Source organism: Klebsiella sp. LY, assembly GCF_004010915.1.
Taxonomy (GTDB): Bacteria; Pseudomonadota; Gammaproteobacteria; order Enterobacterales; family Enterobacteriaceae; genus Klebsiella; species Klebsiella quasipneumoniae.
Genome location: NZ_CP022444.1, coordinates 726,756 through 751,469 on the forward strand (window position 1 = coordinate 726,756; position 24,714 = coordinate 751,469).

The following is a 24,714-nucleotide window of genomic DNA, read 5'->3' on the forward strand; positions in this document are numbered from 1 at the left end:
CTTGAAAATTCGTTACACCGGGAAATCCGATGCGTTGAAACATTATCCTCAATTATTTTGCATGACAAGAGATATTCATGACGCAAAATATTGAGAAAGTCGGCGCTTCGCAGCAGAAAGGGCTGCAAGGCTGATGCGAGAAGGCTTAGCCGCAAACCGGTTTCATCTGATAGTACGATCGCCAGACATTACTTTAAGATAAATCTCAAATCCGCTGGCGCGAGCGAAACGTTTTACTCACGCTTCGCTGCGATAACAGACCTGGTTGCGGCCATTCTGCTTGGCCAGATACAGTCGACCATCGGCGACCGACTGCAGCGCTTCAAAGTGATACTCTCCCTGCTCTTCGCTGGCGCTTACCCCTAACGACGCGCTGACCCGCAGCGTCACGTTGTTATGCAAAAAGACCTCCCGGCCATGAATACGCAGGCGTAGCCGCTCCGCTATCGCCGCCGCTTCCTGCAGCGTGGTATTCGGCAGCACGACACAAAACTCCTCTCCCCCCACGCGGCCCAGCAAATCGCCTTCCCGCACAGTGCCGGCAAGGGTACTGGCCACCATCGACAGCACCCTGTCACCCGCCTGATGACCATAGCGATCGTTAATGCTCTTAAAGTGATCCAGATCGAGCTGGATCACCGCCAGCGGTAGTCCGCTGCGCTGGCAGGCGCTGGCGAGCGCCATCGCCTTTTCAAACAGCGCCCCGCGATTGAGCAGGCGGGTTAAGGCATCGTGCCAGGCCTGCCACTCCAGAGAGGTCTGGAGGACGCTCATATTGCGGACCATACGGCGGATCACCAGCCAGGAGAGCAGCAGCATCAAGGTGAAGAGGATCCACATCAGGGTCAGGGCGATGGTGATGGTGCCAAAGTTGCCGCGTACGCCTTCCCGCAGGGTGTGGATCCGCAGCAGCACGCCGTCAAAATTCCGTAGTTTGGCCCAACTGATATAGCGCGTCAGCAGACGCAGGCCGCCCTGGTTATCATGGGCAAACGCGCGGCTGAGCAGCTCCTGCTCGCGCGGCGACAGCAGCGTCAGGACATTCCCCGGCGCAGAGGAGGCCAGCAGGCTAAGATGGCTGTCATAAAGCTGGTATTCCCCCTCCTGCCCGCCCTTCATCGCGCTGATTAAAAATGCTTTTATTTCGCTGACTGAGAAATCCATCGCCAGCACGCCGCGCCAGTAACCGGCAAAATCCAGCGGTATCGAGGCGGTAACCACCTGCTCTTCCAGCTGCGGGTCATCGTCAGGAAAGGTTTGCCAGATAACGCCGCGGTACGGATTGTTCCGCTGGGTCTGCCGGGTAAACCAGAGGGCGCTGATAGCGCGCGAATAGTGCGTCTTCACCTGCGATTCATCGCGCAGCGGCAGGGTCGAGGTGAAAAAGCCGCTGCGGGAGATATATTGCATCCGCTCGGCAAAATCGCGGTCATGCTGCGTCAGATTTAACAGATAACCCAGCTCCAGCGTCGCCATCAGTTCATTGACCACCAGCGGATCGTCCGGCAAGAGCAGCGGGTGCTCCCTGACGACGCTCTCCGAGACGCCAAACACCGGCAGCGTCCGGCGGTTCGGGAGCGCCACCCGCCAAATCTCCTGATGGCGCTGGTTCAGATAGCGCTGGCTGGCCTCGTGCAACACATCGACGTCGAGGGGGCGTTCAAGTGCGGACTGCATACCGTGGCGAAAAAACATCATCCTGTCGATGTTAAACTGCAGCAGCCCATCCATTTCATGCGCGACGTTAGCCAGATTATTGCGCTGGTTCGCCACGTAGGCCTCCTCCAGGACGTTGATTTCACGCCAGATCAGCAGCGTGGAGAAAAATAGCACCACGATAAAACAAACGTTAACCACATGTGCCGGGCGAGTCAGGAAGTAGCGCTTTTTCAACTTCAACCGCAGTGGCTTATCCATCTTTCTCTCGTAGTACGTTGCGCAAACCTGACGTCGTCAGCGCACGCGGTTTCTGTCGATACCGGACGCGCTTTTAGCGTAGACCACGCGGCGCCAATACGCTGCGCCGCACCTGACTACTTCGCCGCGCCACGCAGGCGGCTCACCGCCTTGACGCCGGCCAGGACCACCGCACCGATGATAAAACCCAGCACCAGATTGACCACCATCGGCAGCAAGGCGGCCAACATGCCGCCCAGGCCCGCGCTCCAGTGCTCAATGGCATGGTGCAGCGGCGCAATACCGTGGACCACAATCCCGCCGCCAACGAGGAACATGGCCAGCGTCCCGACGACAGAGAGCAGTTTCATCAGCCAGGGAGCCACGGCCAATAACCCTTTGCCCAGCCACTGCGCCAGCGTACTGCGTTTCTCCGCCAGCCAGTAACCCATGTCATCCAGCTTGACGATCACCCCCACCAGGCCATAGACCCCGACGGTGACCAGAATCGCGATCCCTGAGAGAATGAGGATCTGATTCAGCAGCGGCGCTTCCGCGACAATGCCGAGGGTGATGGCGACAATTTCCGCGGACAAAATAAAGTCGGTGCGAATCGCCCCTTTTACTTTGTCACGCTCAAAGGCCTGCGGGTCACGATCCGCCAACGCCTGAAGACGCTGCTGCCGTTGCGCTGGGTCCTCCTTGTGCTTACGCGCTTCCAGACTGTGGAGCACCTTCTCCACCCCTTCAAAACAGAGAAACGCGCCACCCACCATCAGCAGCGGCGTGATCGCCCAGGGAATAAAGGCGCTGATCAGCAGGGCCAGCGGCACGAGGATGATTTTATTGACGAACGACCCTTTCGCCACGCCCCAGACCACGGGCAGCTCACGATTTGCCCGCACGCCGGTCACCTGTTGGGCATTCAGGGAAAGATCGTCGCCCAGCACCCCCGCCGTTTTTTTCGCCGCCAGCTTGCCCATCATGGAGATATCGTCCAGCAGCGTGGCGATATCATCGAGTAATGTTAAAAGACTACTTCCTGCCAAAATGATTTTCCTTCTCTTTTCATCAATGTCTCCCTCGAGTATGCGTTAAAAAACGGCCGCTGCCCAAGGTACAATTAGTCAATATAAATTTAACAACCTGGCGCAAATTAAGCGCTCGCCAGCAGGATAGTTTTCACGTTTACTATATGTCCCCTTTCTATCTTTGCACCGTCGTGAGGAAGTATGTCTACCCGTCAGCTGTTACCGCTTATCGGGGCGCTGTTTGCGCTGTATATCATTTGGGGCTCTACCTATTTCGCCATCGCCGTCGGCGTCGCCAGCTGGCCGCCGCTGATGATGGCCGGAATTCGCTTTCTCTCTGCTGGCGTGCTGCTGCTGGGATGGCTGTTGGCCACCGGCCATAAACTGCCGGCCCGCAGGCCGTTGCTTAATGCCGCGCTGATCGGGGTTTTGCTGCTGGCCGTCGGCAACGGCTTTGTCACCCTGGCCGAACATCAGCACGTTCCCTCCGGGATCGCCGCGGTGATGGTCGCCACCGTTCCGCTGTTCACCCTGTGCTTCAGCCGCTTTTTCGGCATCGCCACTCGGAAGCTGGAGTGGCTGGGGATTGCCATTGGCCTCGCGGGTATTGTGATGCTTAACAGCGGGGGCAACCTGAACGGCAACCCCTGGGGCGCACTGCTGATTCTGATTGGCTCTCTGAGCTGGGCCTTCGGCTCGGTTTACGGCTCGCGGATCGTGCTGCCGACCGGCATGATGGCGGGGGCAATCGAGATGCTCGCCGCCGGGATCGTCCTGCTGGCCGCCTCATGGCTGAGCGGTGAAACCTTAACCCGCGTTCCGTCGTGGTCCGGGATCGCCGCCGTAGCCTACCTGGCTATCTTTGGCTCGCTGATTGCCATCAACGCCTACATGTTTTTGATCCGCAATGTCACCCCGGCGGTGGCCACCAGCTACGCCTATGTCAACCCGGTGGTAGCGGTTCTCCTTGGCACCGGATTCGGTGGCGAAAGCCTGTCACTGATCGAGTGGCTGGCGCTGGCGGTGATTATTTTCGCCGTCGTGCTGGTGACGCTGGGCAAATATCTCTTCCCGGTTCGCAGCGAAGCTACCCCTTGTAAGGCGTCGAAATAAGCGCCAGTTCGCGGATCCCCTGGGTGTCGATCTGCGCGTCGTGTCCGGCGCCGCAGATCCACTCTTCCAGACGCTCGGTGAGCGCCTCGTCATTCAGCTTCAGGCGACCGCGCAGGGCGCACTCCCAGACGATAAGCACCCGCCAGCCCTGCGCGGCCAGCTTTTGCCGGTCACGGGCATCGCGCGCTACGTTGCCGGCGATCTTGTCCAGCCAGAACGCCGTCCGGGTGGCCGGCACCTTAAACAGGTAACAGTCATGGTGGTGCCAGAAACAGCCGTGGGTAAAGATGACGCAACGGTAGTCGGGTAAAGCGAAATCAGGGCGCCCCGGCAGCTCGCGATCCTGGGCAATAAAGGTGAATCCCGCCTGAGTCAACAGCGCCGCTATCCGCTTTTCGATCGCCGTATCGCGCGTGGCGATAGCCCGCATATTTTTACTGCGTGTGGCTTTATCGTGAACATCCGCCATCGTTATCATCCGCTTCGCGACGCGCCACCGCCTGAGCGATGCGCGGGGCCAGGAGCTTCGCCACCGCGGCGAAGACCGGAACCACCACCGAGTTGCCGAACTGACGATAGGCCTGGGTATCCGACACCGGGATGCGGAAACGCGCCCCCTGAGGCGATTCGAAGCCCATCAATCGGGCGCACTCCCGCGGCGTCAGCCGACGAGGACGCCGCTGTTGATTCTGCGGATCGTCAAAATGCGTCTCGCCCAGCGGCCGGTCCCAGCCGCGATCGACGAGAATTTCGGCGCCATCTTTATAGTAGCGGGCGGAAAGCGTCCGGGCCACGCTGTGGGGATTCGCGGGGTCCACCAGGCCATAACCAAAGCCATTGCCCCGCGCCTGATGCTTGCGCGCATAGCGATAAAGATATTTCCACAGTACCGGCGTGAGGATAAATTTGGCATCCACCGTCGGCTCCAGCAGCTCGCCAAATGTTGGCCGAACCGCCGGGTAAAGCGCCGCGATATCGCGCAGCGTAAACCCTTCGTGCAGGTGCAGATCGCGACGGAAGCCTACCAGCACGATGCGCTCCCGGTGCTGTGGTAAGAAATGGCGCCCGTCGATCACTTTCGGATCGTCCGGCCCGCTATGCCCGGCGTCAGCGACCTCATACCCCAGCTCATCCAGTGTCTGCATGATGATGCGGAAGGTGCGTCCCTGATCGTGACTTTTGAGATTTTTAACATTCTCCAGCACAAAGATCGCCGGCTGACGGGCGGCGATAATTCTCACCACATCAAAAAACAGCGTCCCCTGGGTTTCGCAGGCAAAGCCGTGGGCGCGACCCATGGCATTTTTTTTCGATACGCCGGCGAGTGAGAAAGGCTGGCAGGGAAAGCCGGCCAGCAGCACATCATGCTGCGGGATAGTCTCGCGGATATGCTGCGCCGCCTCGTCATCGCTAACGTCGGGGCGATGGCTGAGGGTGATATCGCGGATATCTTCATTGAAACGGTGTTGCTGCGGATCGCAATACCAGTTGGCCTTATAGGTGCGCACCGCATGCTTATTCCACTCGCTGGTAAAGACGCACTGCCCGCCGATGGCTTCAAAACCGCTGCGGATCCCGCCGATACCGGCAAACAGATCGACAAAGCGGAACCCATAGTGTGGATGATGGGCCGGCAGCGACGGCAGCAGCGTCGCCAGATGAGCGACCTCCTGCGGACGCAAACGCCCCGCCGCGCGGCCGAGGGCCGCCACGCGCTTGAGGATCGCCGCGCTCCAGTGCTGCTCCCCGACACTAACCAGCTCGGCGACCAGCGTTTTCACATCGTAGATCGTCATCAGCTGACGCAGCAGCGCCTGAGCCTCTTCACCGGCCTGCTCCGTCAATGACAACGACCTGTTTTCCTTGATTAACTTTTGTGGCATATCCTCAACCAGCGCGGACGATTTTTGCAGAGAGTACCATAAATCACTGGTCGGTTGACGGCTGCGGTGCAAAGCGGCGTAAAACCGCCTCATCCAGCGTCATAGGCTCCCCCTTCAGCTCCGCGCTGATCTTGGCCATAAACTCAACGAGGAAGCGCGCATTATGCTGCGCCATAGCCCTTCCTGCGGCGGTCTGCATGGTTTCCGGCAGGCGCAGGAGTTTGCACTGGAAATGGTCGAGGGCATATTTTCTGTCATCCAGCGCTCGCCGGTCGGCGAAAGGATCGTCGGCATCAAACAGAATGGTGTTCAGGGCGCCGGCGACGGCGAAGACCCGCGCCAGGCCAATCGCCCCAAGCGACTCGAGACGGTCGGCGTCCTGGACGATTTTCGCCTCCAGCGTGCGCGGCGGGATCGCCGCGCTAAAGCTGTGCGCCTCAATAGCATGGCTGACCGCCGCATAGCGGTCTGCGGGAAAATCGGTAAACGACGACTGCAAAATCGCCAGGGTTTTCTCGGCAGCCATCATCGAGGAGCGGCTTCGCTCCGGATGATTTTTAGGCAGACTGACAATGTCATGAAAATAGCAGGCCGTGAGAAGCACCAGCCTGTCGACTTCCACCTCCCCGGCGGCCAGCCGGGTGGCGGTGGCCCAGACGCGACGAAAATGGGACAGATCGTGCGCCGCATCCTCCTGGGCGTGGTGCGTCAGTATCCAGTGCTCAAATCGTTGCTGCCAGTCTACCAGGTTCATAGGCGTTCCTTATCTGAAGGTCAGCCTCGAGCATAGCAACTTTACGACCGATGATCCCGCCTGCTTCTGGCGGGCCGTGTATACCAGACGACAGCACCAAGGATCGCGCCAATGCCGGCGAGCACCAGCATCCCCAACAGGGCGCCAAGCCATTTCCCTGCCATTGTGCCAAAGTCGCCCTCCGCGCTGGCGCCGGGAACGCTGTGAATTCTCCCTACCACCCACCAGTAACGCACAATGACCCAGACACAATATCCGCAAAAGGCATACAACGCCCAGAGCGCGAGTTTGCCGCCCGGGCTGCGTTTTGCCTGCTCTTCCATCTCATTCTTCTCCGTGACAAATCATACTACTGTCACCCAAAACGTGACACGCATCACATTATACCGCCAACCTGCGCCACAGGCAGCAGTTTCATCCTTGTCTTCTGCACCTACTTATCACTTATGCTGCCAATGGAAATACCCAAGGGTTTGTTCTTTATTACTTACCCACAGGATTAAACATTAACGACATCAACCATGCCGCGTATTGTACTTATCTTCCCCAGCGAGTTTGACTCATAAATTATATTTAAATGCTGAATAACCCTCTCGCCGTAAATTTATACAAATAATTTCATTTGGTTAACCGAGCCCGCAACAAAACAACATAACCCATTGCTATATAATAAAATAATAATAAAAGAAGATTCATTTAAATTTAATATAACGAACCATTTGGAAATATTTTGCAATATCTTACATTATTTATTTACATATTTTATTTTAAATAAAAATGAACCTGGTCGTTAGTATCTGATAGTCATTCCGGAGGGATTGTCATAATTCACAGAAATTATTATTAAAAGGGAATATATAATGAAAAGAAAAGTACTGGCTCTCATGGTTCCGGCATTATTAATGGCCAATGCCGTTAATGCCGCGGAAATCTATAACAACAACGGCAACAAACTGGACCTTTACGGGAAAGTCGCCGGCCTGCACTATTTCTCAGACGACACTTCAGAGGACGGCGATCAGACCTATGCACGCTTTGGCATCAAAGGCGAAACGCAGATCGCTTCCGAGTTAACCGGCTACGGTCAGTGGGAATACAATATCAAGGCCAATACCAGCGAAAATGAAGGAGCGAATTCCTGGACCCGTCTGGCCTTCGCCGGTCTGAAGTTTGCTGACTATGGCTCACTGGACTATGGCCGTAATTACGGCGTGGTGTACGACATCGAATCCTGGACTGATATGCTGCCAGAATTCGGCGGCGATACCTACACCCAGACCGACGTTTACATGACCGGCCGCACCAACGGGGTGGCCACCTACCGTAACAGCGATTTCTTCGGCCTCGTCGACGGCCTGCATTTCGCCCTGCAGTATCAGGGTAATAATGAAAACGCCGGTTCTGGCGAAGGCACTAACAACGGTGGTGCTCGTAAACTGGCGCGGGAAAATGGCGACGGGTTTGGTATCTCCAGCTACTACGATCTCGATATGGGCATCAGCTTCGGGGCCGCCTACTCATCTTCTGACCGTACCCATAACCAGCTGGCGGCAGCACGTAGCAGCCATATTTATGCCAACGGTGATAAAGCCGACGCCTGGACCGTCGGCGCCAAATATGACGCCAACAACATCTATCTGGCCGCCATGTATGCGGAGACCCGCAACATGACCTTCTACGGCAACGGCGCTATTGCCAACAAGACGCAGAACTTTGAAGTCGTCGCCCAGTACCAGTTCGATGAGTATAATTTACCGCTGCGTCCGTCTGTGGCCTATCTGCAATCAAAGGGTAAAGATCTCTACTCCTCTTCTCGCTTCGGCGACAAGGATCTGGTCAAGTATGTCGACATCGGCATGACCTACTACTTCAATAAAAATATGTCCACCTATGTGGATTACAAAATCAACCTGCTGGACGAAGACGACCGCTTCTACAGCAACAACGGTATCTCGACCGATGATATCGTGGCCCTCGGTCTGGTTTACCAGTTCTGATCCCCATCTAAGCCCGCGCTCAGCGGGCTTTTTCTTGTTCCCGCTCCGTTGAGATCACTCTTTTCGACATTGCCGCTTTCCAGGCGTACCTTCCCTCTTTATGATGCGTTTAAGCTCGTTCGGGCAAATTGCGGCGGTAAGACCACAAAAAGACAAGGCACAGTACCGCGTCTTTACGCTGAAACCAGGACGATGATGATGGCGATACCCCAGCGCAGGCGTTATACCTGAAGCTAACGGTGTTATTGAAGGGGAATGGTCAGAGAAAGAAGAGTGGCGGAGAGAGGGGGATTTGAACCCCCGGTAGAGTTGCCCCTACTCCGGTTTTCGAGACCGGTCCGTTCAGCCGCTCCGGCATCTCTCCGCTGTTGTGGTTGCTATAATGCCAGGATCTTTGGCATTTTAATAGCTCCCGTTTCGGTAATCGTGTTCAAGTGACGACTTTGCGAGCAATATGATGTTTAAATGGCCCTGGAAAGCAGATGATGAGTCCGGCAACGCAGAGATGCCCTGGGAGCAAGCGCTTGCCATTCCGGTTTTAGCCCACCTTTCGCCCGCTGAGCAGCATAAGCTGACGCAGATGGCTGCCCGTTTCCTACAGCAAAAACGTCTGGTAGCGCTTCAGGGACTGGAGCTGACTCCGCTGCATCAGGCGCGGATAGCTATGCTCTTTTGCCTGCCGGTGCTTGAGCTGGGGATAGAGTGGCTGGACGGTTTTCATGAAGTGCTGATCTACCCTGCCCCGTTTGTCGTGGATGATGAATGGGAAGATGATATTGGCCTGGTCCACAACCAGCGGGTGGTGCAATCGGGGCAAAGCTGGCAGCAGGGTCCCGTGGTGCTGAACTGGCTGGATATTCAGGACTCCTTTGATGCGTCAGGCTTTAACCTTGTGGTGCATGAGGTAGCGCATAAGCTCGATACGCGGAATGGCGATCGGGCCAGCGGGGTGCCGCTGATCCCACTGCGCGAAGTCGCCGGCTGGGAGCACGATCTCCACGCGGCGATGAACAACATTCAGGATGAGATAGATCTGGTGGGGGAAAGCGCAGCCAGCATTGACGCCTATGCCGCCACCGATCCCGCTGAGTGCTTTGCCGTCCTATCGGAATATTTTTTCAGCGCGCCTGAACTGTTCGCGCCCCGCTTCCCGGCCCTGTGGCAGCGTTTTTGCCATTTTTACCGCCAGGATCCGCTGGCGCGCAGACGGGAGAATGGCCTGCAGGACGAAGACGATCGGCGCACTGTTCACTAAAACAACGTGTTGAGCTAAATTTAGCCATTTGAATCAGCAGGTTAATTTTAGTGTTGACACAAAAATGCCGGGCCAGTAGTATGCGCCTCGTTCACACGATTCCTCTGTAGTTCAGTCGGTAGAACGGCGGACTGTTAATCCGTATGTCACTGGTTCGAGTCCAGTCAGAGGAGCCAAATTTAAAAAGCCTGCTTTTAAGCAGGCTTTTTGCTTTTCGGGTCCCGCCGGGCCGCCATCCCGCATCAAGGCTTAACTTTTTCCACCGCTACAAACTTCCCTGCGCCGCTGTGGCGCTGATATTCACCGGCATGCCGGAGCGGCGCAGCAGGGTTTGCTCGGCCTGCGAAGAACTCACTCCCGGCCCCTGAGTAAACTCGCGCAGCGCCGAGGTCATCGGCAACGGGACTTTTCTGTCGGATTCAAACTCCGCGCGGTTGCGCGACAGCGGCTCGTGCACCTCCAGCCAGTGGCTGCCGTCCGGCTCCACGCTGTACTTCACCGGCTGATCGATGAGCTGGACGCGCGTTCCCACCGGGACGTTATCAAACAGGAATTTAATGTCGTCATTACGCAGGCGGATGCATCCCTGGCTGACGCGCAACCCGATACCAAAGTTGGCATTGGTGCCGTGGATGGCGTACAGCCTGCCGATATAGATCGCATACAGCCCCATCGGATTATCGGGCCCGGGGGGCACCATCGCCGGCAGCGTTTTGCCCTCTTTCGCATACTCGCGGCGGGTATTGGCGGTCGGTACCCAGGTGGGTCCCTCCTGCTTGCGCTCTACCGCCGTCACCCAGTTACGCGGCGTTTCGCGTCCCGCCTGACCAATGCCGATTGGCAGGACTTCCACGCTATTGCCCAGCGGCGGGTAATAATAGAGACGCATCTCGGCGACGTTGATGACGATCCCCTCCCGCACGGTGTCAGGCAGGATCAGCTGTTGCGGAATGGTCAGCGTCGATCCGGAGTGCGGCAAATAGACATCGACGCCGGGGTTAGCTTCCAGCATATTGCTCAACCCCTGGCCGTACTGGGCGGCAAAACTTTCCAGTGGTTGAGTGTTATTCTCCGGCACGGCAATGGTAAATGCGCTGCCCACCAGACGGCTCCCCTCCGGCGGCAGCGGATAGCTAACGGCCAGTGCGCTGTGGCTGGCGAGCAGCATCAGCGCCGAACAAAGTAATTTCACACGCCGCATCGTCATTTTCCCTTCCTCAGTCGCGACTCTCATGTGTGAATTATAGCGGTATTTCCTCTCCCCGATCCGCTGGCCAGCATTTCCTTAAATCTGATAGTCGATAGCGGCCTCTTCCGGCTCCATCGCCTGGCGCTTGATCTCATCCAGCGACAGTCCGGCATTGCACAATTCGATAAAGCGCCAGACGTAATTACGCTGTAGCTGGCCCCGCTTCAGTCCCAGCCACACGGTATTGGCATCAAACAGATGGCGGGTATCGAGGCGCGTAAAGGTGTCCGCTTCGCGGGCATCCCCGGACTGCTCGGCGACCAGCCCGACGCCCAGCCCCAGCTCGACGTAGGTCTTGATGACATCGGAATCCTGGGCGCTCAGCACAATATCCGGCATCAGCCCTTTGCGGTTGAAAGCCTCATCGATCCGCGAACGGCCGGTGATCCCCTGGCGATAGGTGATTAACGGCCAGCGGGCAATCGCCTCCAGCGTCAGAGGAGACACCTGGGTCAGGGGATGGTCTTTGGGTACCAGCAGGCTGTGATGCCAGCGGAACCAGGGGAAAGCCGCCAGCGTAGGATCGTTGCTCAGACGCTCGCTGGCGATGCCGATATCCGCCCCGCCGTTATGCAACAGCGCTTCGATTTCCTGCGGGGTGCCCTGCACCAGCTCGACGCGAACGTCGGAGAACAGCTCGCGGAAAGCTTTAATCACCGGGGGCAGGCTGTAGCGCGCCTGAGTATGGGTGGTGGCGATGGTTAAGACGCCGGAGGCATCGTTAGTGAAGAGATCCGCCAGCCGCCGGACGTTGCTGGCTTCATTGAGGATCCGCTCAGCAATGGATAACAGCGCTTTACCCGGCTCGGTCATGCCTAACAGGCGTTTGCCGCGACGGATAAAGATCTCAATCCCCAGCTCCTCTTCCAGTTCCCGGATATGGCGGCTGACGCCTGACTGCGAGGTATAGAGCATATTCGCGACTTCCGTCAGGTTGTAATCCTGACGGGCCGCCTCACGGATAATTTTCAGTTGCTGGAAGTTCACCCTTTCCTCCGGGCCAATGGACTTAACGTATCTGCTATTGTTAAAGTCTGTTGTCCCGGGTAACAAATAATAAAAACCAGCAACTTATTCCTTAAGAGAATATAGCCTAACTAACCAGCTGCAGTTCGCGGTTCTCCAGCGACGGACGGCTCACCAGAGACAGCAGGATCTCCTTCACCGCCTGCGCCTGCGGCGACAAACCGCCGCGCGCCGACATGTTCAGCGACAGCGACAGGCTCATTGACGGCGTGCTAATCCGCGCCATCCAGCCGTTTGCCGCGCCGCACAGGGAGCGGGCAGCGGATTCCGGCAGGACCGTCGCCCCCATGCCGCTGGCGATGGCCGCGGTCAGGGTGGTAATGGATTCGATCTCGCCGATAATTTTCGCCGACAGACGACGCAGGGTGAACGCCTCAGTGACCCGCGCCCGTACCGCGCTGTAATCTCGCGGCAGGAACAGGTTCATCTCCGCCACCGCCGTGAGGTCCACGCTCTGCCCCGGGCAGTCGCGGGTGCCGACCAGGTAGAGGTCTTCTTTCAGCAGCGGCTGGCTGACGATGCCGGCCACCGGTGAACGCTCATACAGCACCGCCATATCCAGCTGGCCCGCCAGCAGCTTGTCATTCAGCGCCGTGCCGCTGCTTTCCTGCAGATAGACCATCACCTCGGGCAGTTCATTACGCACCGTCTGCAGCAACGGCATGGTAATGGCGGAGGCCGCTGTGCCCGGCGCCAGGCCGATCGAGACCTGGCCACGCAGCGTCTGGCCGACGTTATTGACCGCCAGCTGCGCCTGCTCACACTGGCGCAGGATGGTCCGCGCATGGGTATAAAGGATTTTACCGGCTTCCGTTGGCGTGACCCCTCGCTTGGTGCGTATCAGCAGCTGCTGGTCCATTTCACCTTCCAGGGTCGCGACCTGCTGGCTGAGGGCCGGTTGGGCGATGTGCAAGACTTCAGCGGCCTGGGTCAGACTGCCGATATCGACGATTTTCACAAAATATTTCAGTCGTCTTAAGTTCATTTTGCCTCCTGTAAGGAACGCCAGCGTCAACGCTGGAAGTATGATGAAACTGGTTTTGCAATTTGCTTGCCAGCTTTTCATTTCCGCTGCCGCTGCCCGCCACAGGCGGTGTTATAAGGGATAGTGATAGCAATCCGGTTTTTATTTGCCCGGTAAGCAGATTGTGGTATGCCCCATTAGGGGTACATTCGCACTACAACGGTGCAATCTGCTGAAAAAAACAGCGCATGAGCGGAGGTTGCTGAAATTGTCAGCAGTCGAACGCAATTCTTTGAATCAGGCTTTGACAAGGCCGGGTGGCATCGTTAATATGCGCCCCGTTCACACGATTCCTCTGTAGTTCAGTCGGTAGAACGGCGGACTGTTAATCCGTATGTCACTGGTTCGAGTCCAGTCAGAGGAGCCAAATTTAAAAAAGCCTGCTTTCGAGCAGGCTTTTTGCTTTTCCGCGCCAGCTGCGCGGCCGGAGGGCGAAGGCTCCCCTCCAGCAATGGCGCCCCTAGCGCAAACTCTCTTCCTTCAGGTCTATCTCCCGCAGCACCTCATAAAAGGTGATATCGCTAATGTTGTGAGCGCGACGCAGCCGGAACAGCTCCTGACGCTGGGCGATAATGACCTCTCTTTGCATATATTTCTCCAGCCTGGCGCGCTTCGCCAGCTCCAGCCCGACGTCCTGCCCTTCGTCATTGTCGTTATAGTGAAGCCGACGCTGGTAGGTTTCCAGCAGCATATTGCCGGCATCCGCCCGCAGGGCCTGCTCAGTGGGATCCTCCACCGGCTCGTCGAGTAGCGCATTTAGCCGGTTGATGGCCACTTCGGTCATGACGGCGCCAATATCGTCCTTGTCGGTGTCATGGGGTAAATCATCGGCAAGATAGCGGGTCATGAACGGCAGACCGATAGCCGCCACCACCAGCGACATCAGGATCACCGCCATTGAGAGAAAGATCAGCAGTTCGCGGCCCGGGAATGGTGAACCATCCGCCAGCACCGCCGGCAGCGTCAGAATACCGGCGAGCGTCACGGAGCCTTTAACCCCCGCCAGCGCCATGACGGCGAGGATGCTGAATCGCGGACGGACGGTGATGGCCTTGCCCCGGCGTTTACGGCGAAAAATGGTCAGCGTCATCGACAGCCATACCCAGGCGAAACGCATCAGACCGAGCGCGAGAGTGATGGCCACGGCGTACAGCAGCAGATACCAGGGCGAAGGGACGCCGGCCTGGCTGGCTACCGCCGGCAACGTCCTGAGCATGCGGGGCAACTGCTCGCCCAGCATCAGGAAGATCATCCCATTGAGGGTAGTCTGCAGCATGGACCACACCGCGCTGCTTTTCATGCGCGTCGCGGGAAGCCGTGGCCCCGACAGCTGCTCATAGTGCATCGCAATGCCGGCGGCGACGGCGGCAAGAATGCCGGAGACATGGAACGCCTCGGCCAGCAGGTAGGCGGCGAAGGGGATAAGCAGGCTGATCAGGATCTGGATGGCCGGCTCCTCGCGAGTGCGCCGCACCAGAAAGTTATTACATTTGCCGGTGACCCACACCACCACGAGCCCACTGATGATACCCCCGAACGCCATCAGGAAAAACTTCATCACCGCCTCTCCCGGTGAGAAGCTGCCGGTCAGCACCGCGGCGATGGCAAAATTAAAAGCGACGAGACCCGAAGCATCGTTTAACAGCGACTCCCCTTCGAGGATATGCGCCATCCGGGAAGGCAGCGTCGAGCTGGCGGTCATTGCCGATACCGCCACCGGATCGGTGGGTGACAGAATCGCCGCCAGGGCGAACCCCGCCGCCACGGTAATCGCCGGAATAAGCCAGTGAATAAACAGGCCAATACCGAGGATAGTCACCATCACCAGGCCTATCGCCAGCGACAGAATCGGCTTCATATCGCGGAAAAACGCGTCTTTCGGGATCCGCCAGCCATCGAGGAAAAGCAGCGGCGGGATAAACAACAGCAAAAAGATGTGCGGATCGAAATCGACCTGAAAACCACCGGCGGCCAGCGCGGCGCCCGCCGCAATCTGGATCAACGGCAGCGGCACTTTAACGGGCAGAAGATGGGAAATGAACACCGTCACCACGATGGCCATGATAAAGACCAGCACAATAGCGATTAGCGACATTCCTCCCCTCCTTTAACGGCAATATTCATTCTGTACATCAGGCTGTTATTCCTTTTTCGCAGGTGTGGTTTCAGCGGCGGGTTATTTATCCAGACGCCGATAATAAAGGACAGGCTTTCCTGTCTGGCGGCGTGTTTATTTAAACTGAGGTGGCAACCGGCGCCCGTTCAGGGGGGACAATGTGTTTTATCATGCCGTCATTGTCAATCCGCCATGGTCTGCAAATCATCGTCAGCCCGGCAATATAATCTCTACCATTCATCCTTATCATTCCGTGGCGACCAGAGAGATATATGGTCAGCGGAATAGCCTCAGCGGATTGATATTCTCTGTCGTAACGGCCCGATATCCATGCATTAGCCATTATGGATAATCCGCGTCGCCTTCATAAGCCGAATGCCTCGAAATCCCGCCCTTCGCTGCCATACATTGCTTGCCCCATACCAGGATTGGGGGTACTCTGACAAACAATTAAACCACACGGTCTAAATGATGAATCCCGCTATCTCCGCCAACCTGAAGCCCCGCCGCGGCCGACCGCCAAAGGCCGATCGGCAGTTTGTCGACACCCGCCAGGCGCTGATTCGCTCGGGCCTGGAGGTGCTGACCGAAACGGGCTATCTCGCGGCGGGGATTGATGCGGTAATCAAGAATATCGCCGTGCCAAAGGGGTCGTTTTACCACTGTTTCAAAAGCAAGGAGGCCTTTGGCCTCGCCGTGCTTGCCGCCTATGGCGACTACTTTGCGCATAAATTAGATAAATTCCTGCTGGACGACGCCGTGCCGCCGCTGGAACGGATGGCGGCCTTCGTGCGAGATGCCGGTCAGGGAATGGAGAAATACCAGTTTCGTCGCGGCTGTCTGGTAGGCAACCTGCTGCAGGAAGCTCCGCTGTTGCCCGAGGCATTTACCCAGCGGTTGCAGGCCATCCTGGCGGCATGGGAGGCGCGCGTGGCCCGCTGCCTGCACGAGGCGCAGGCTGCCGGGGCGATCGCCAGCGACACCTCACCGGAGGCGCTGGCCCAGGTGTTCTGGATCGGCTGGGAAGGCGCGGTGATGCGCGCCAGGCTGGTCCAGTCCGCCGCTCCCCTTAACCAGTACTGGGATTTCTTTGCGCACAATATGATGACAATAACACCTGCACAGGACGGCGATAGCGCCGATAACTCCCTTCAGACGAGGAATACTCAGTCATGAAAGCATTAGTTCTGGACCAGATTGACAACCGCACCGTGGCCGCCGTCAAAGCGATTGACCTGCCCGCCCTTGCCGAAGGCGACGTGCGGGTCGCCATCGACTGGTCGAGTCTCAACTATAAAGATGCCCTGGCGATCACCGGCAAAGGCAAAATCATCCGCCAGTTCCCGATGGTGCCGGGGATTGATTTTGCCGGCAGGGTAAGTGAAAGCCGCGATCCGCGCTTTGTTCCCGGCCAGGCCGTGATCCTCACCGGCTGGGGCGTGGGCGAAAACCACTGGGGCGGTCTGGCCACCGAGGCCTGTGTCAAAGGCGACTGGCTGGTTGCCCTGCCGGAGGCACTCAGCGCGCGCCAGGCGATGATCATCGGCACCGCCGGCTTTACCGCAATGCTGTGCGTCGATGCCCTCGTCAGTGCGGGCATCACCCCGGAAAGCGGTGATATCCTGGTCACCGGCGCCAGCGGCGGGGTCGGCAGCACCGCCGTGGTACTGCTGAAAGCGCTCGGCTACCGGGTGACAGCCGTATCGGGCCGCGAGTCGACGCACGATTACCTTCGCCAGCTCGGCGCCGACGCCATCCTGCCACGCAGCGACTTCGCAGAGACCCGCCCGCTGGAGAAACAGCTGTGGGCGGGCGCGGTGGATACCGTTGGCGGCACGATGCTGGCTAAAGTGCTGGCGCAAACGCAATATCGCGGCTGCGTCGCCGCCTGCGGTCTGGCCGGGGGCTTCGATCTGCCGACCACCGTAATGCCGTTTATTCTGCGCAATGTGCGTCTGCAGGGGGTGGATTCGGTGATGGTGCCCACCGCAGAACGCGACGCGGTCTGGCAGCGTCTGGCCCAGCTGCTGCCGGAGGGCTACTACCAGCAGGCAGCCACCGAAATCACGCTGGAGCAGGCGCCAGCGTATGCCGCAGATTTCCTCAGCAACAATATTCATGGCCGCACGCTGGTCAACATCGGCCAGTAATTCTCTCCTCCCGGCGCCCTATGGCGCCGGTCCCCCGGGCGATCCTGACATATCATTTCCTTCCCCACGGGATTATGATGACGCGAACGAATGGCTTTGCGAGTGGTAAAGAACGTAAATGGATGTCATAAGCATCATTATGGCGGCGGGCAAATCGTCCGTTGACGTCGCGCTGTATACGCTGTTGCCGATCATGGTGATCATGCTGATTATCATGAAATATCTGGAGGTCCGCGGCATCCTCGATGTGATTGTGCGCTGGGTTGCGCCATTGCTGAAGCCCTTCGGCTTAACCGGGATGAGCGCCTTCGCCCTGATCCAGATTAACTTTGTCAGCTTCGCCGCCCCGCTGGCCACGCTGTCGATTATGGACAAACGCGGCGTTTCTGACCGGCAAATGGCCGCCACGCTGGCCATGGTCTTCGCCATGGGGCAAGGCAACGTCTTCTATCCCCTCACCCCTTTCGGCCTCCACTGGCTGGCCTCGATCGTTATCTCAGTGGTCGGCGGCCTGTGCGCGGCGGCCGTCGCCTGGCACGTCACCGGACGGCGCTTATCGGTCGCCGAGAATCCTCGCGCGGAAACGCTGCCCAACGCCGAGCAGAACAGTCAGGGCATTCTGGCGGTGATCAATAGCGCCGGCTCCGACGCCATCCGCCTGGCGCTCGGCGCGGTGCCGATGCTGATCCTGTCGTTAACCATCGTCGGACTGCTGCAGGGCGCTGGCGCCATCGACCTGCTGCAGCAGCTGCTGAAACCGGTGCTCGGCTGGCTGCACATTCCGCAGAACTTTGTGCTGCCGGCGCTGGTGAAGTGCGTCGCCGGAGGCACCGCTTACTTTGGCGTCATTTCCGAGCTGATCCAGCAGGGCAAAGTCACCGTCAGCCAGGTCAACGCCTCGGCAGGCCTGCTGATCCAGACCTTCGATCTGCCCGGAATCGGTATTTTCCTCGGCATCAGCTCACGGTTTGTCCGCCTGTTTCGCTTCGTGGTTCCCGCGGCGATCGTCGGCATTCTGCTGCGCACCGTCCTGCACCTGAGCCTCTTTTAACGCCTGCGCGCTGGCCTGCGCCTTCAGGCAGGCCACTACCGCCGCCTGTTCGCCGCAGGCGATATGCTCATCGACGCGCGCCAGCATCCACGGAAAGAAAGGATTAGAGGTGACGCGCATTAACGTCTCCAGCCCCACGCTCAGCGTTCCGGTTTCTCCACGCAGTGAAATGGTGCCCAGGCTAATGCCGTAGCGGTTCTTCTCGTCCGGCTCGCGGCCATACAGCGAGTCGCTCAGGGGAAACGGCACCGCCACATGCGACAGGGAGTACATATCCGCCGGCCAGGCAAGGTGTAGAGGATAACGATGCTCTTCCCGTTCCTGCGCCAGCGTAGTGCGGGCGACGGTCTGCAGCGTGTGCGCCGTCGCGTTGGTCACCACCGTGGTGGTATAGGCCCTCGGCGCCGGCGGCAGCAGCGTATTCACCGCCGCATAGAGCGCGGGACGGAACAGGACACGGAGATCCGCCGCCTGGTTTATGTCGAACACCACCAGCTCACTGCCGTTGTCCGGCAGGTAGCGATACAGGGACTCCACCACCGCCCGGGTGCTGACGGTGGAATCCATCACCGACTGAAAGGTGAGGACTGGCGGCAGCGCTTTCAGCTCCCCCTGACGGGACGCACGAATAATCTGCTGCTGCAGCGCCTGGCTTAACAGCCAGGACTGTCTCGCCGCTTTTACCGGAAAAGAGTTGTACTTGAACGGATTAAATTCAGGCGCCACGTTTAGCCAGGCCGCGCGGGCAAACGCCGGGAAGATGGACGGCAGCCCGGCGAGACCGGCAAAACGGGCAAACGCCGTCACGCCGATCATCGGCGACAGCAGGATCATCTGCTGCGGCTGGCGCAAATGGCTGTCCTCCAGGCTATCGAGGGCATACTTGAGCGCCAGCGCGCCGCCGTTAGAGTAGCCGACCAGATGCAGCGGCACGTCCGCCCCGGCCAGGCGCGTCGCTTCGCGCACCGCCAGACGCGTTGCCGCCAGCCAGGTCTCCCAGTCAACGGCGGTTAACGCCCCCGGCGCGGTGCCATGGCCCGGCAAACGCGGCGCCACCGCCACATAGCCCCGCTGCCGCCAGAGTTGCGCCAGATAGCGCACGCTGTAGGGCGAATCGGTCAGGCCATGGAGCAGCACCACGCTGCCGCGCGGTTTGCCCTGCGGCAATAGTACAAAAGAGCGGTTCCAGTCCTGCGTAAACTGCCCCGGCCAGACCCGGCTATGGCGATAAAAGCGGTTGACAGGGGTTTTATCTTCTTCCGGCAAGGCCTCTGTCACCTCGCGCTGAAGATCGGCGAAAATCGTTTTCTCCCGCGCCAGATACTGGGCAAAGGTCGCCTGGTCGATCTCTTTGGCCGTCATCTCGTTGCCATGCCAGGTATGCCAGGAATGCAGCGCGGGGCCGCGCTGGGACTCATAGATCCGTCCGGCGAGAAACACCACCAGCAGCGCCAGCACCGCAACGATCCCTTTTTTTAACAGTGAGCCAATAACGGCGCCTGACGTTCGCCAGTGGCGTAAAACATGCTTCATGACGCTCTCTCTATTATTTTTCGCATAGCCGAACTCAGCTGCCCTATTCCTGACAGGCTATTTTCACTGTCTGCTTCTCAGCATAGCCATCGGCTCCGGCAAATTAAACCCGGCAGATCATTCATGTTCAGCGAAAAAAAGCCTACCGCTGAGATCAACGTTAGGTCGCCTATTTTTAAACACTGTATAAACCAAGGGGATAATCTTATTGTCAGGCCTTCAGGAAACATGAATTATCGGCAGGGATGTGATCAGGACAGGAAGATATAGATGGAGTGGTGGGTAAAAAAAGTGAGAAAAAATTCAATGACCAGCCCCTGCTGCGTCGTGCTTCAGAGCGGTACATTAGCGATGATTGCTGAAATTGAAGCCTGTCGCCTTCACCTGCAGGAAGGCGATAAACTTACTCCGCTGGCCGATGCGCGTTATTGTCTGAATAATAACCCGACACAGACGTTGAAGATCCTCAAAGCAACCCATTATAGCAGTGAGCGCTGGGCAAACGCCGGCAAATAAATCGGGTCCGACCCCTTTGCCAGAGATGATCGGGGTCTCTTCGCATCTGACAGATAAATTCCCCTTCGCCCTTTTCACGCTGTGACATACTATCGGGAATGTCAGCAGACCTGAAACAAGGAGCGAATCATGAATAACAAGGCCGCCAGTCTGACCCCGGAACAAGCGCTTGCCGAGCTGGAAGCGCGCTATGAAGCCTCGGTCACGGCATTACGCAAAGCCATCGGCGACTATATCGACCATAATACGCTCCCCGATACCGAAGCCCGCGCGGAAGGTCTTTTTGTCTACCCGCAGCTCTCGGTCTCCTGGGACGGCGCCGCTCATAAAGCCCTCAAAACGCGCGCCTGGGGACGTTTCACCCATGCCGGGTGCTATACCACCACCATCACGAATCCGAAACTGTTCCGCCACTATTTGCTGGAACAGCTGACCCTGCTGTATCAGGACTATGGCGCGCATATCAGCGTCGAGCTGTCGCAGCATGAGATCCCCTATCCTTACGTGATAGATGGTTCCACCCTGACACTCGACCGCTCGATGAGCGCCGGTCTGACGCGCTATTTCCCTACCACCGAGCTGTCGCAGATTGGCGATGAGACCGCAGACGGCCTGTTCCATCCTACCGAGTTCTATCCGCTGTCGCACTTTGACGCCCGCCGCGTCGATTTTTCGCTGGCGCGTCTGCGGCACTATACCGGCACGCCGGCGGAACACTTCCAGCCCTACGTGCTGTTCACCAACTATACCCGCTACGTGGATGAGTTCGTCAGCTGGGGCTGCAGCCAGATCCTCGATCCCGACAGCCCCTATATCGCTCTCTCCTGCGCCGGCGGGATCTGGATCACCGCCGAAACCGAAGCGCCGGAGCAGGCCATTTCCGATCTGGCGTGGAAGAAGCACCAGATGCCGGCCTGGCATCTGATCACCCACGACGGCAAAGGGATCACCCTGATTAACATTGGCGTCGGCCCGGCCAATGCCAAAACCATCTGCGACCACCTGGCGGTGCTGCGCCCGGATGTCTGGCTGATGATCGGCCACTGCGGCGGCCTGCGCGAAAGCCAGGCCATCGGCGACTATGTGCTGGCCCACGCCTATCTGCGCGACGACCATGTACTGGATGCGGTGCTGCCGCCGGATATTCCCATCCCCAGCATTGCCGAAGTGCAGCGCGCCCTGTACGACGCCACCAAGCAGGTGAGCGGGATGCCGGGCGAGGAGGTGAAGCAGCGGCTGCGTACCGGGACGGTGGTCACCACCGACGACCGTAACTGGGAGCTGCGCTATTCCGCTTCCGCGCTGCGCTTTAATCTCAGCCGCGCGGTGGCTATCGATATGGAGAGCGCGACCATCGCCGCCCAGGGCTATCGCTTTCGCGTCCCCTACGGCACGCTGCTCTGCGTCTCGGACAAACCGCTGCACGGTGAGATCAAGCTCCCCGGTCAGGCCAACCGCTTCTATGAGGGGGCCATCTCTGAGCATCTGCAGATCGGCATCCGGGCCATCGATCTGCTGCGCGCCGAGGGGGATCACATGCACTCGCGTAAGCTACGCACCTTCAACGAACCGCCGTTCCGCTAACCGGCAACGGGGGAAGAGAGAGGAAAACGCTGGCGTTCCCCGCAGGGGAGCGTCAGCGCTCGGGTGAGCGAAACGAACGGCCCGGCGGTGGCTGTGGATCTTCGTCCACGGGGACGCGTGGTCGGCGGAAAGCAAAAAGCCTGCTCGAAAGCAGGCTTCTTAAATTTGGCTCCTCTGACTGGATGCGATTTGTTAAGTATCTAATTGTATTTAAGGGTTTTTAATTCTTATTTTTAAAATAAGGCCCTCAAAAAAGCCCCTAATGTCATCATTGATTATATGTGTGATTGATATCACGTTTTGAGGTCGCCAAGTCATAGAATTCTTAATTCAACTTAGGATTAACTGTCTTTTATGAATGCGATAGGAGCATAGTGCAAGATCACTGAGGTCAATGTGCAATTGGACAGGAGTGTTAAAAATGTAAGATCGCACATAATCAAAGAGTAAACGTTGATATTGATAAAATATCATATAGAATAGGCACTTAACCAAATTGTTTTTGAGATGATTGTTTATGGCGAAGAAAATCATTCAGGGAACGACTGAAATAAATAGCTCTGGTATTAAGAAGCATTTCAGATCTATTGAACCGGTTCAAGCTATCATTGAACTTGTATGGAATGGTCTTGATGCTGGTGCCAATAATGTCATAATTAATATCGCCTACGACGATTTTGGTACGGCGCAATCAATAACTATCTTTGATGATGGAGATGGTATTGATTTTCATAATTTAGATAGTAACTTCAATCGATTCAATGATTCTCTAAAAAAAACGAGTATTGATCAACATGGTTCTCAAGGTCGAGGACGACTTTCATTTCATAAGCTTTGTTATCAGGCCATCTGGTTTACTAAGTTTGGGAAAAAGAATGCGTGTATAAAAATTACAGATGAGAATATTAAAGATTATGAAGCTCAAATTGATATACCTTCTAATGAACAACATGGCCTTCTACTTAATACAAATAATGGAACGTGCGTTGAGCTTTCTCAGATCCATACAAATTTACCTGATATTGATAATATCAAATCTATTCTTTCGAATGAATTTTGCTGTAAATTAGCTTTAGACAGAACAAAAAAAATAATACTAAATGGTTCAGAAATTTTAATACCAGAAAATGAAATAAAATTTTCAGTTACTGATTTTGATAATCATGAGTTTAATATTCGGGCTATTCGTTGGGCTAATAAACCTGCAACAGAAAAATCTTTTATCTATTTAATTAATAGTGATGGTAAAATTGTACATAAAGAAACCAGCAAGTTTAACAAAAAAAGAGATTTTTATTTAAGCGTATTTATTTCATCTCCATGGGCTGATACATTCAGTATGCATGGCGATGATATTTTTTCATCTGCAAAAAGTAACTCGGATTCTAAGGCTTGGAAGTATGTACTGAAGCATGCGCACGATTTTTCTCAAGAGATTTATGAAGATTATCTTAGGATTCTTGTCGAAAAAGCCATCTTGAAATTCGAAGAGGAAGGAGTATTTCCAACTTATAAGGAATATGAAAAAGATTACGCAGAATGGAAGTTGAATAATATTAAAAGAGTCGTTCGTGATATATATATTGCTGACCCTCAGATTTTGGTTAATTTAACTACAAAACAGAAAAAGATATTTATAAGGTTATTGGACAATATTCTTGTCTCAAATAAAAATGAAGATTTATTCTCTATTTTGGAAAGTGTTCTTGACTTAGATAGTGATGACCTTTCGCGATTTGCTGCACAATTAAAAAGAACACGACTGGATAATATTATAAGTGCTATAGAAGAATTGCAAAAAAGAAGATTTGCTGTTGAAAAACTTAAGCTTATTATGAATGAGCATTACAGAGATGTACTTGAAACACCTGATTTACAGAAAATAATAGAGAATAATACGTGGTTATTTGGTGAAAGGTACGAGACTTTAGGAGCAGAGGAAGATACGTTTACTAAAATAGCTAAATCACTACGTGACAGCGTAAGGGGAATTAACGAGATTGACTCTTATGATGTTGATGCAGAAGAAGATATTCCGGGGGCTTCTCGACAAACCGACCTCTTTTTAGCCCGAAGAATTCCAACCCTTGATTCAAATGGGAATAAAATATTTCGCTGTATTATTATTGAAATAAAAAAGCCAAGTATTTCACTAAACGTGAAGCATTTAAGGCAATTAGAAGATTACGCAGCAATTATTAAACGGCATCCTGAATTTTCAAGTCAAAATTTACATTTTGAATTGATACTCATCGGTAGGACCATATCCAGTCGAGATATTGAAATCCCGACGCGATTAGCAAATTACTCTAATCGAGGTGATGTGGGCTTGGTTTCTGAAGATGCTAATATGAAACGCTATGTTAAAAATTGGTATACAATTTTCGATACATTTGAATTGACAAATAGTTTCATGTTAGAGCGACTTAAGATGGAAAGAAATTTAATTGAAAGAAATTCAAGAGAGGAACTCGTTAGAGAATTGCAAGAGGAAAGTGTTTCTGGATGATAAGTATTTTAGCTGCTACTCGTTGGT

Annotated in this window: 20 protein-coding genes, 3 tRNA genes and 1 pseudogene; 11 read left to right on the plus strand and 13 right to left on the minus strand. The window is 55.9% G+C overall.

Annotated features, from left to right (window positions below; genetic code table 11):
• Positions 1-237: 237 nt before the first annotated feature.
• Both dgcQ and CE636_RS06400 read right to left on the minus strand, forming a co-directional pair.
• A complete protein-coding gene (dgcQ, locus tag CE636_RS06395) occupies positions 238-1,917 on the minus strand; it encodes a cellulose biosynthesis regulator diguanylate cyclase DgcQ (RefSeq protein ID WP_017900237.1) in 1,680 nt (559 codons plus the stop codon).
• 116 nt (positions 1,918-2,033) lie between these two features.
• On the minus strand, positions 2,034-2,945 hold the full coding sequence (locus tag CE636_RS06400; protein WP_017900238.1) for a DUF808 domain-containing protein: 912 nt from the start codon (positions 2,943-2,945) through the stop codon (positions 2,034-2,036).
• A 183-nt stretch (positions 2,946-3,128) separates the two neighbouring features.
• On the opposite strand from CE636_RS06400, the gene yedA reads away from it, so the two are divergent.
• A complete protein-coding gene (yedA, locus tag CE636_RS06405; RefSeq protein ID WP_004203484.1) occupies positions 3,129-4,040 on the plus strand; it encodes a drug/metabolite exporter YedA in 912 nt (303 codons plus the stop codon).
• Here the strand turns inward: yedA and CE636_RS06410 are convergent.
• The 4 genes from CE636_RS06410 to drpB all read right to left on the minus strand — a co-directional run bounded on the left by CE636_RS06410 (position 4,015) and on the right by drpB (position 7,000).
• Positions 4,015-4,509 (minus strand): very short patch repair endonuclease, encoded by a 495-nt coding sequence (locus tag CE636_RS06410; RefSeq protein ID WP_004203485.1) that lies wholly within the window; start codon positions 4,507-4,509, stop codon positions 4,015-4,017. The genes yedA and CE636_RS06410 overlap by 26 nt on opposite strands.
• The gene (locus CE636_RS06415) at positions 4,490-5,890 is read right to left on the minus strand and encodes a DNA cytosine methyltransferase (protein WP_025999241.1); all 1,401 of its coding nucleotides are present in this window, start codon (positions 5,888-5,890) and stop codon (positions 4,490-4,492) included. The genes CE636_RS06410 and CE636_RS06415 overlap by 20 nt, the downstream gene beginning before the upstream one ends.
• Before the next feature lie 76 nt (positions 5,891-5,966).
• On the minus strand, positions 5,967-6,677 hold the full coding sequence (locus tag CE636_RS06420; protein ID WP_017900240.1) for a phosphohydrolase: 711 nt from the start codon (positions 6,675-6,677) through the stop codon (positions 5,967-5,969).
• A gap of 41 nt (positions 6,678-6,718) precedes the next feature.
• Complete coding sequence (gene drpB, locus CE636_RS06425; RefSeq protein ID WP_017900241.1) at positions 6,719-7,000, minus strand: cell division protein DrpB; 282 nt, start codon at positions 6,998-7,000, stop codon at positions 6,719-6,721.
• A 537-nt stretch (positions 7,001-7,537) separates the two neighbouring features.
• Here drpB and ompC point away from each other — a divergent pair.
• Positions 7,538-8,674 (plus strand): porin OmpC, encoded by a 1,137-nt coding sequence (ompC, locus tag CE636_RS06435; protein WP_017900242.1) that lies wholly within the window; start codon positions 7,538-7,540, stop codon positions 8,672-8,674.
• Positions 8,675-8,948: 274 nt separating this feature from the next.
• Here the strand turns inward: ompC and CE636_RS06440 are convergent.
• Positions 8,949-9,038, minus strand: a tRNA-Ser gene (locus tag CE636_RS06440).
• A gap of 90 nt (positions 9,039-9,128) precedes the next feature.
• Here CE636_RS06440 and mtfA point away from each other — a divergent pair.
• Positions 9,129-9,929, plus strand: coding sequence for a DgsA anti-repressor MtfA (mtfA, locus tag CE636_RS06445; RefSeq protein WP_074194586.1), 801 nt, complete (start codon positions 9,129-9,131; stop codon positions 9,927-9,929).
• 100 nt (positions 9,930-10,029) lie between these two features.
• Positions 10,030-10,105, plus strand: a tRNA-Asn gene (locus CE636_RS06450).
• Between the two features lie 89 nt (positions 10,106-10,194).
• Here the strand turns inward: CE636_RS06450 and ldtA are convergent.
• From ldtA to nac, 3 genes are all read right to left on the minus strand, one after another.
• Positions 10,195-11,136, minus strand: a complete 942-nt coding sequence (gene ldtA / locus CE636_RS06455) for a L,D-transpeptidase (RefSeq protein ID WP_017900811.1) — start codon at positions 11,134-11,136, stop codon at positions 10,195-10,197.
• A gap of 78 nt (positions 11,137-11,214) precedes the next feature.
• Positions 11,215-12,165, minus strand: a complete 951-nt coding sequence (gene cbl, locus CE636_RS06460; protein WP_004180456.1) for an HTH-type transcriptional regulator Cbl — start codon at positions 12,163-12,165, stop codon at positions 11,215-11,217.
• Between the two features lie 106 nt (positions 12,166-12,271).
• Positions 12,272-13,189 carry a nitrogen assimilation transcriptional regulator NAC gene (nac, locus tag CE636_RS06465; RefSeq protein ID WP_004203498.1) on the minus strand — a complete coding sequence of 306 codons (918 nt, stop codon included), beginning with the start codon at positions 13,187-13,189 and terminating at the stop codon, positions 12,272-12,274.
• 330 nt (positions 13,190-13,519) lie between these two features.
• Between nac and CE636_RS06470 the strand changes: the two genes are divergently transcribed.
• Positions 13,520-13,595 (plus strand) — tRNA-Asn (locus tag CE636_RS06470).
• 93 nt (positions 13,596-13,688) lie between these two features.
• Here the strand turns inward: CE636_RS06470 and CE636_RS06475 are convergent.
• Together CE636_RS06475 and CE636_RS06480 are read right to left on the minus strand one after the other, a co-directional pair.
• On the minus strand, positions 13,689-15,323 hold the full coding sequence (locus CE636_RS06475) for a Na+/H+ antiporter (protein WP_017900812.1): 1,635 nt from the start codon (positions 15,321-15,323) through the stop codon (positions 13,689-13,691).
• A gap of 139 nt (positions 15,324-15,462) precedes the next feature.
• Positions 15,463-15,687: a hypothetical protein gene (locus CE636_RS06480; RefSeq protein WP_127837810.1), complete on the minus strand. Its 225-nt coding sequence runs from the start codon at positions 15,685-15,687 to the stop codon at positions 15,463-15,465.
• 128 nt (positions 15,688-15,815) lie between these two features.
• On the opposite strand from CE636_RS06480, the pseudogene CE636_RS06485 reads away from it, so the two are divergent.
• The 3 genes and pseudogenes from CE636_RS06485 (at position 15,816) to CE636_RS06495 (ending at position 18,545) form a co-directional block, all read left to right on the plus strand.
• A pseudogene (locus CE636_RS06485) lies at positions 15,816-16,641 on the plus strand (TetR/AcrR family transcriptional regulator).
• Positions 16,580-17,494, plus strand: a complete 915-nt coding sequence (locus CE636_RS06490) for an MDR family oxidoreductase (RefSeq protein WP_223171745.1) — start codon at positions 16,580-16,582, stop codon at positions 17,492-17,494. The pseudogene CE636_RS06485 and the gene CE636_RS06490 overlap by 62 nt, the downstream one beginning before the upstream one ends.
• 118 nt (positions 17,495-17,612) lie before the next feature.
• Positions 17,613-18,545 (plus strand): nucleoside recognition domain-containing protein, encoded by a 933-nt coding sequence (locus CE636_RS06495; protein ID WP_017900815.1) that lies wholly within the window; start codon positions 17,613-17,615, stop codon positions 18,543-18,545.
• Here CE636_RS06495 and CE636_RS06500 read toward each other — a convergent pair.
• Complete coding sequence (locus CE636_RS06500) at positions 18,456-20,078, minus strand: alpha/beta hydrolase (RefSeq protein WP_017900816.1); 1,623 nt, start codon at positions 20,076-20,078, stop codon at positions 18,456-18,458. The two genes, CE636_RS06495 and CE636_RS06500, sit on opposite strands and share 90 nt — an antisense overlap.
• 270 nt (positions 20,079-20,348) lie before the next feature.
• On the opposite strand from CE636_RS06500, the gene pmrD reads away from it, so the two are divergent.
• From pmrD to CE636_RS06515, 3 genes are all read left to right on the plus strand, one after another.
• Positions 20,349-20,594, plus strand: a complete 246-nt coding sequence (gene pmrD, locus CE636_RS06505) for a signal transduction protein PmrD (RefSeq protein ID WP_004203504.1) — start codon at positions 20,349-20,351, stop codon at positions 20,592-20,594.
• 129 nt (positions 20,595-20,723) lie between these two features.
• Positions 20,724-22,178: an AMP nucleosidase gene (locus tag CE636_RS06510; RefSeq protein WP_017900817.1), complete on the plus strand. Its 1,455-nt coding sequence runs from the start codon at positions 20,724-20,726 to the stop codon at positions 22,176-22,178.
• A gap of 517 nt (positions 22,179-22,695) precedes the next feature.
• Positions 22,696-24,687 carry an ATP-binding protein gene (locus CE636_RS06515; protein WP_017900818.1) on the plus strand — a complete coding sequence of 664 codons (1,992 nt, stop codon included), beginning with the start codon at positions 22,696-22,698 and terminating at the stop codon, positions 24,685-24,687.
• The last annotated feature ends 27 nt before the right edge of the window (positions 24,688-24,714 follow it).

Excerpts from the sequence above, each read along its gene's own strand:
- CE636_RS06410 (WP_004203485.1), bottom strand. The coding sequence starts at position 4,509 with ATGGCGGATGTTCACGATAAAGCCACACGCAGTAAAAATATGCGGGCT.
- nac (WP_004203498.1), bottom strand. The coding sequence starts at position 13,189 with ATGAACTTAAGACGACTGAAATATTTTGTGAAAATCGTCGATATCGGC.
- drpB (WP_017900241.1), bottom strand. The coding sequence starts at position 7,000 with ATGGAAGAGCAGGCAAAACGCAGCCCGGGCGGCAAACTCGCGCTCTGG.
- CE636_RS06480 (WP_127837810.1), bottom strand. The coding sequence starts at position 15,687 with ATGGCTAATGCATGGATATCGGGCCGTTACGACAGAGAATATCAATCC.
- ldtA (WP_017900811.1), bottom strand. The coding sequence starts at position 11,136 with ATGACGATGCGGCGTGTGAAATTACTTTGTTCGGCGCTGATGCTGCTC.
- CE636_RS06500 (WP_017900816.1), bottom strand. The coding sequence starts at position 20,078 with ATGAAGCATGTTTTACGCCACTGGCGAACGTCAGGCGCCGTTATTGGC.
- yedA (WP_004203484.1), top strand. The coding sequence starts at position 3,129 with ATGTCTACCCGTCAGCTGTTACCGCTTATCGGGGCGCTGTTTGCGCTG.
- ompC (WP_017900242.1), top strand. The coding sequence starts at position 7,538 with ATGAAAAGAAAAGTACTGGCTCTCATGGTTCCGGCATTATTAATGGCC.
- dgcQ (WP_017900237.1), bottom strand. The coding sequence starts at position 1,917 with ATGGATAAGCCACTGCGGTTGAAGTTGAAAAAGCGCTACTTCCTGACT.
- CE636_RS06515 (WP_017900818.1), top strand. The coding sequence starts at position 22,696 with ATGGCGAAGAAAATCATTCAGGGAACGACTGAAATAAATAGCTCTGGT.
- pmrD (WP_004203504.1), top strand. The coding sequence starts at position 20,349 with ATGGAGTGGTGGGTAAAAAAAGTGAGAAAAAATTCAATGACCAGCCCC.
- CE636_RS06510 (WP_017900817.1), top strand. The coding sequence starts at position 20,724 with ATGAATAACAAGGCCGCCAGTCTGACCCCGGAACAAGCGCTTGCCGAG.
- mtfA (WP_074194586.1), top strand. The coding sequence starts at position 9,129 with ATGATGTTTAAATGGCCCTGGAAAGCAGATGATGAGTCCGGCAACGCA.
- CE636_RS06495 (WP_017900815.1), top strand. The coding sequence starts at position 17,613 with ATGGATGTCATAAGCATCATTATGGCGGCGGGCAAATCGTCCGTTGAC.
- CE636_RS06475 (WP_017900812.1), bottom strand. The coding sequence starts at position 15,323 with ATGTCGCTAATCGCTATTGTGCTGGTCTTTATCATGGCCATCGTGGTG.
- CE636_RS06420 (WP_017900240.1), bottom strand. The coding sequence starts at position 6,677 with ATGAACCTGGTAGACTGGCAGCAACGATTTGAGCACTGGATACTGACG.